Annotated in this window: 6 protein-coding genes and 1 tRNA gene; 5 read left to right on the top strand and 2 right to left on the bottom strand. The window is 64.5% G+C overall.

Annotation, left to right across the window (positions count from 1 at the left end):
- Positions 1–99 precede the first annotated feature (99 nt).
- Positions 100–171 (bottom strand) — tRNA-OTHER (locus FJZ36_17450).
- A gap of 226 nt (positions 172–397) precedes the next feature.
- On the opposite strand from FJZ36_17450, the gene FJZ36_17445 reads away from it, so the two are divergent.
- The 5 genes from FJZ36_17445 (at position 398) to FJZ36_17425 (ending at position 5,961) form a co-directional block, all read left to right on the top strand.
- Positions 398–781: a hypothetical protein gene (locus FJZ36_17445; GenBank protein MBM3216685.1), complete on the top strand. Its 384-nt coding sequence runs from the start codon at positions 398–400 to the stop codon at positions 779–781.
- Positions 782–1,247: 466 nt separating this feature from the next.
- Positions 1,248–1,568, top strand: a complete 321-nt coding sequence (locus FJZ36_17440; protein MBM3216684.1) for a helix-turn-helix domain-containing protein — start codon at positions 1,248–1,250, stop codon at positions 1,566–1,568.
- Between the two features lie 71 nt (positions 1,569–1,639).
- Positions 1,640–2,038, top strand: a complete 399-nt coding sequence (locus FJZ36_17435; GenBank protein MBM3216683.1) for a hypothetical protein — start codon at positions 1,640–1,642, stop codon at positions 2,036–2,038.
- A 93-nt stretch (positions 2,039–2,131) separates the two neighbouring features.
- Positions 2,132–4,003 (top strand): hypothetical protein, encoded by a 1,872-nt coding sequence (locus FJZ36_17430; protein ID MBM3216682.1) that lies wholly within the window; start codon positions 2,132–2,134, stop codon positions 4,001–4,003.
- Positions 4,004–4,821: 818 nt separating this feature from the next.
- Complete coding sequence (locus FJZ36_17425) at positions 4,822–5,961, top strand: hypothetical protein (GenBank protein MBM3216681.1); 1,140 nt, start codon at positions 4,822–4,824, stop codon at positions 5,959–5,961.
- An 81-nt stretch (positions 5,962–6,042) separates the two neighbouring features.
- On the opposite strand, the gene FJZ36_17420 is transcribed toward FJZ36_17425, so the two are convergent.
- Positions 6,043–6,419 (bottom strand): hypothetical protein (locus tag FJZ36_17420; GenBank protein MBM3216680.1); only part of this gene is annotated, 377 nt, incomplete at its 5' end.

The raw sequence follows: 6,419 nt of genomic DNA, 5'->3' as shown, positions 1-6,419 counted from the left end.
ACGGGATCGCGGCGCTTGCCGACGGCGACGAGCCTGCCGGTCGCCAACTGGCGTTCTTCTGAGCCCCAGACGACCGTCGGCACGGATCGGAGGACGAAGTGGTGCGCCGTGGTGGAGTCGAACCACCAACCGCCTGATAAGAGTCAGATGCTCTGCCAGTTGAGCCCGCGCCGTTACTGATTCTTACCGCTAGCTCGTGCCGACCTTCCCTGAAGTTTCCCTGAGAACCGCGTTGCGGCGGCGATAGTGTCACGGTTCGCCCGTTCTCGCAACGGGGGTGCAGCGCGTCGCGGATGACCGTCGGAATGGCACGCACGCGTCACCGTCTTAGGCGGCGTTGACGCCCTCTGGCAGTCGTGGTAGTAGCGCAGTTGCGGAGACCTGGAAGGAGGGCGAGATGAGTGCCGTTGGACGGTTCTTCAGGCGGTTCCTCTGGGCGACGAGGCCGCTCCGACTCGCGCTTGTCATCTACGCGCTGCTGATGGTCTTGAACATCCTTTATCCGCCATCAGGACGGGTGCATACGGAGAAAGCGCACCAACTGCTGACTACTCGTAGCATCCGATATCCGGTGTGGGACTTCTTGGGGTACGACGAGCGTCTCGCTGGGCGCTTCGAGACGGTTCCTGAAGGGACTGTGATACGGGATTACAAATGGACAGAGGTGGACGGACTTTTCCTGGGCGGTACGGCACTGCTTCTGACTATCGTCTATGCGGCGGTCGTCGTGGGCATCACTGTGACTCGCCCGGAAGGGGAGCACGATGCGGAGGGCGAGTGATGTTGCCGGTGACCGACGCGCCTAGCGTCGCCGAACACGGGCAACGCGCGTCGAGCGATGGAGCGGCCCGATGTGCTCCGCACGCCTCGTGGTGGCGGGCGTGAAGCCGACCCTACTCGTTGAGCGGGTCCGCTGACCTTCGGCTGGCTCGGCGCGCCCTTGTCCAGCGTCTGAGCTCGTCGAACGCCCTGCCCTCTTGACGACGCGGGGCCGACCGCGTGGGCAGCCTTCCGCACCCTAGCACCCCTCGCTACACGGCGGCGGCGGAGTCCCGTTTCCTACAACCTCCGCCAGCCGCACGCGCTACGGACCCGTCATGCTGCTTGAGGAACGCTCCATATTGAGATAGACGCCTATCGGCGGGATATGCCGGAGAGTCTGTCGCTACCCAACGTATAACCGCCGCAGAGCATGAAGTATTGCCGCCGCTGGCCCTTGACAACAATGACCGACGTTACACAGATAGATATCTAGTCGCAAGTTTTTTTTGCCGTTCGACCCGGCGCGTGCTACACTGAAATCGAAGCGAACTGAACCCCATCGGACGAAAGGAAAAGCAGTGCGACTTAGGACTGCTCGGTTGAACAAGGGTCATTCGGTCCATCTCGCCGCTGGTTTGGCGGGCGTGTCGCCCATGCTGTGGTCGCTCGCGGAGCGGGCGCGGTACGTTCCGAGCGGTAGCCAAGCGCGACGGATGGCTACGGCGTTGGGCGTTGACGTGCGCGAGGTCGAGGAGCTTGCGGCGGCGGCGGTGGACGGGGACGGCGGCGAGACGGCAGAAAAATAACCCCAGGCGGTCGCGGCGAACGCCGTGACCGGCTGAGGCATACCAATCAATCAACGACGAAAGGCTACTCCATGAACACTGGGGCGGCAAGCGTCAAGCCGACCAGATTCGTCGGCGCGCGACGCGGCTCGGAATCGGCGCGCGACCAACGCGGTCGCGTCGTGGGCGCGTGGGTGCGCGACCCTGACGGCAGTCTCTGGCTTCAGAAAACCGGGCTGGACCCGGCGCGCCACATGCTGAGGCAGCCTCCGGCTTGGAGCACGGATTCGAGCCATCTCGAAGAACTGCGGCGTCGGGGCGGCGTCGGCGTCCGGCTCGTCCTCGTCGACGGCACCACGTTCGAGGCGCGTCTCGATGCGTTCGAGCGGCAGGGGATTCAGGTGTCGCGCGGCTTCGGGCCGCAGATTGCGCTGCCCCTGGACTACTGGCAGACGGCGGGCAACGTAGGGCAGCTCGTGCTCCGCCTGTAGTGCGCCGAGCAGACGGCGGCGAAGGTCGGAAGGCCGTAGGCAAGGCGGGGCGCTCGTTCGGAGACGGGCGAGCGCCCCATTTTGGAGAGACATATGGGAAATGCTAGCACCATCCTCCAAGCCGCGCTCGCGTATGGGGAGCTCGGCTGGAGCCTCGTGCCGGTGCGTGGCAAGCGCTGTGTCGTGGATTGGAAGGCTTGGCAGGCGCAGCAGCCATCGGACGCCCTGATTCGGAGCTGGTTCAGCGGAACGGACGCGACCGGCGTCGCCGTCGTGTGCGGCGCGGTTTCAGGGCTCGTCGTGATTGACTTCGACCCGCGCAACGACGTGACGGGCGAAGGCTCGGCGTGGCTGAGCAACGCGGACCTGCCAGACACGCTGACGTGCGCGACAGGTCGCGGCGACGGCGGTTTGCACTGTTATCTGAGAACGCCGGACGGCTTCGTCGGCAAGGGCAAGGTCGAACCGGCGGCGGGCGTTGAAGTTCGCTATGAAGGTCACTCCGTCGTCGCTCCGCCGAGTCGGCATCCCGACACCGGCAAACCCTACGTCTGGCAGGGGCTCGACCGACTCCCGACTCTCGACGACGTGACGGACGCTCCGCGATGGCTCTTGGACCTGCTCGGACCGCCGGGCTCCGACAGCCGACCGGAGGCGGCTCCGCAATCGGTCGAACCGACGCCGACGCGTCCACCGGACGGCGACAGCGGGGACTTCTGGCTCGCCAAGGCGGTGGCGCGGGCGGTCGGCGGGAACCGGAACGAAACGGGGGTATGGCTCGCGTGCCAACTGCGGGATGCGGGCGTTTCGGAAACCGAAACGCGGGCGACGGTGCTCGGATACGCGCGCCGCGTGCGGCATCTCGGCGAGCATCCCTACACGGAGGCAGAGGCGTTGGCGTCGGTCGAGCAGGCGTACAAACGCCCGAGGCGCGAAACGGCGGAGAGCCAGACTTCCAAGCTGCCTGTCGTCCCGACGCGCGGAGTGGCTCCAGGAGACAGAACCAACGGTGCGCCGTCTTCATCCGGTGTTGTGAATCTCGCCGACCTGCGGTCCTTCTTTGGCAGCGTCAAATGGGCCTGGGAGCCGTACGTTCCCATCGGACACGTGACGCTGGTGTGCGGCGAGACAGGCATTGGAAAGTCGTGGTTCGCGGCATATCTGATAGCGGCATTCACCGGCGCGCAAGACCTGCCGACGGGCGCACGGGTGTCGGAGACGGGGGGCGTCTTGCTCCTGGAAACCGAGAGCTTTCGCGGGAGCTATGCCGAACGCCTGGGCACGCTGGGGGTCGGTAATGACGACGTTGTCCTGCCGACATTGGGCGAGGCGGAGCCGACGGCTATCCCTGACCTGCTCAAGCACGCGCGTGTCATAGAGGCGCTCGCCCTTGAGCATGGAGTCAAAGCCATCGTCGTGGACTCGCTGAGCGGCGGGCATGCGCTCGATGAGAACAGCGCGGAGATGCGCGCCGTATTGCGGGAGCTTTCCGCGCTCGCTGCGTCCGTGGGCGTTCCGGTGGTGGTCGTGCATCACTTGCGGAAGCGGTCGCTTTACGAAACGGCGGAGGTATCGCTCGACCGCATAAGAGGCAGTTCGGCCATCGCGCAGTTCGCGCGTTCGATTCTCGGACTGTCGGTTCCCGACCGTGATGCCGGCACAGTGCTTGTCGAGGCGCTGAAGTCGAGTTTCTGCGCCCGTCCGCCGTCGTTGGGCTTCCGCATCTCGGAATCGGGCATCGAGTTCGTTGTTCCGCCGGAGCCGTACCGCGTGGAAGGTGTGGGCGAACGCGCCGTTGCCTTTCTCCGCATGGCTCTGGCTGATGGCGCGCGGAGTCGCGTAGACCTTCTTGCGCTGGCAACGGAGGAGGGTATTAGCCGGGCTACGTTCGACCGGGCGAAGGAAGCCGCCGGGGTCGTGTCCGTCGATGGAAAGTGGACGCTTTCTCAGCCGTGCGGAGCCTGAGATGTGAGAAAGTTGGGAACGGTGAGAACGGTGAGAACGGTGAGAAGTCTGAGAACGGTGAGAAAGCTGAGAACGGTGAGAAAGCTGAGAAAGCTGAGAGCACTGAGCAATCTTCTCACGTTTCTCACGATTCTCAGGTTCTCAGGTCAAGGCGCGATGAGAACGCCCGACGGAGGGAGCGATGGGGCCATCCGTGACGCGAGCCACACCTGCATCGGGTACCGAGCGCGGGAACGCAACGCGCCGTGCGCCGTTGTCTAGGTCGTCTACCGGTTCGACGAAGGGGCTGACGATGCGACAGGTCGAGTCCTTCCGGCTGGATAGAGAGCATCGCCGACTGCTTGAGCGTCTGGCGCGCTTCTGGGGTGTCAGTCGGTCGGAAGCATTGCGGCGCATTCTGAATGTGTTCAAGAAGGGCGGCATGGTCTACATTCCACCTCGCCAATGAGGGGTCATACGGCGAAGACCTGAACCGATGCGCGACGCGCCGTATGACAGTGACCACCAACGCCCCTCTTCGATGGCGGGCGATTACGGCGCATTCTGTCCCTAATCTTGGCGGTTCCGCGACAGCAGGGACACCGCGTTGCGTAGCCTCTTCCATATGCCGGAGCCCGCGAACGGCGCGGGTTTTGCACAGCCTTTTCTTCGGTATTCCCAAGGTCTGCTACGGCTGAGTACCTGCGAAACAAACGCAGAAACGCGTTTTTCTGTACGGCAGGGAGCGCGGAGCCGGTTCGGAGAGGGTGGCTTGCCCTGGGCGCGGCATGGGTATAGCGTTCGCAGACGCAACGGCAGACTGCGCGAAGGAGAGGGCGATGCGTTACGTGGCGAAACTCGGTTACATCGCGTTGGGCGGGGCGTTGGTGGTCGCTGGGCAACTGCTTCCGAACATGCTGATGGTAGCTGCGGCGCAGACGGAGGGGAAGCCCTCGGCGGAGTTCGACACGTTGACGGTGCGGAGCCTGAACGTCCTGGACGAACAAGGCAAAGTCGCAGTGCGCCTAGCAGCCAGGTTGCGTCCGAACGAGGCGCACGAATCGGACGTGGTACAGGTGCTCAACGCAGAAGGAGTTCCAGTCCTCAGCCTGGGTGTAGACGCGAACGGCGGTCTCCTCACGGTAGCGGGCAACGACGGGAACGAAATCGTGCGCGTTGGCGTGCTTGTCGACGGTGGGACAATCTACATGTACGGCAAGGACGGGAAGCCGCGCGCCGAGATGGTCGCGTTCCCCGACAACGGGTTAATGGGCCTGTACGGGAACGATGGGAAGCACGGCGTCTGGATGGGTGTGGGTGGCGACGGCGGTTACGTGCACGTGGACGGCAACGACGGGAAGGGAAGCGCCCTGATGAGCGTGGACAGAAACGGCGGTTTGGTGGGTGTGCGCGGCAACGACGGGACAACCCGCGCCGAGATGCTGGTGGGCGAAGTCGGTGGCGCGATGAGCGTGTGGGGCAACGACGGGAAAATCAGCGCAGGGATGGGAGTCGGCGAGGACGGCGGTACGGTGACAGTGGTCGGCAACGACGGGAAAATCAGCGCCGGGATGGTAGCTGCCGAGAACGGCGGTACGGTGAACGTGTACGGCAACGACGGGAAGGCAGGCGCCGCGGTGGGAGCGTACGGAAACGTCGGTTTGGTGAGCGTATTCGGCAACGATGGGGAGCCGCGCGCCTGGATGGGCGTGCGCGAACACGGCGGTACGGTGGGCGTGTACGGCAACGACGGGAAGCCGCGCGTAATGAACTTCGCGGGCAAAGACGGCGGTAGGGTGAGCGTGTTCGGTAACGATGGGGAGCCCCGCGCCAGGATGATGGTCGACGAGGACGGCGGCTGGATGAGCGTTTACGGCAACGACGGGAAGGAGCGCGTTGCCGTTGGCGTCAACGAGTACGGTCATGGCGGGGTTGGAACATGGGACAAGAACGGATACAAGACAGGGCATCTGCCTTGAAGTTCGGTTCCTTGCCACATGTGAGCCGAAGCAGCGGAGCGCTCGGACGCCGCTACGCACCAGCGCACGTGGACCGTGTGCCTACGGGTTCCTGTGTCCATCGGCGCGTTGGGACGCTGGGATGGACGCGTTCCGTTCCGTGGTGACGACTTCGGGCATGGGAGACGCGCCGAAGGCTTGCACGAACCGCTGGCTCAGCCGCTCGACGAAGGGTCGTAGGTCGTCGATGTCGTGGTGGACGTATCGGCTCGTGACCGACTGCCCAACATGGCAGAGCAATCGCCCTGTCTGCTGTTCGGTCGCACCTAACTTCGCCAACTGCGATGCGTAGAAGTGCCGCAGGTCGTAGACCTGCAACTCATCGCAGCCGGTGACACGCACGAGGCGACCCCAAGCCGTCTTGATGCTCCCGTAGGGCTGCGTCGGGTCTTTCGGTGACGGGAAGACGTAGTGCGACC

This window comes from Candidatus Poribacteria bacterium (assembly GCA_016866785.1).
Lineage (GTDB): Bacteria > Poribacteria > WGA-4E.
This window is presented reverse-complemented; position numbering and strand designations above follow the sequence as displayed.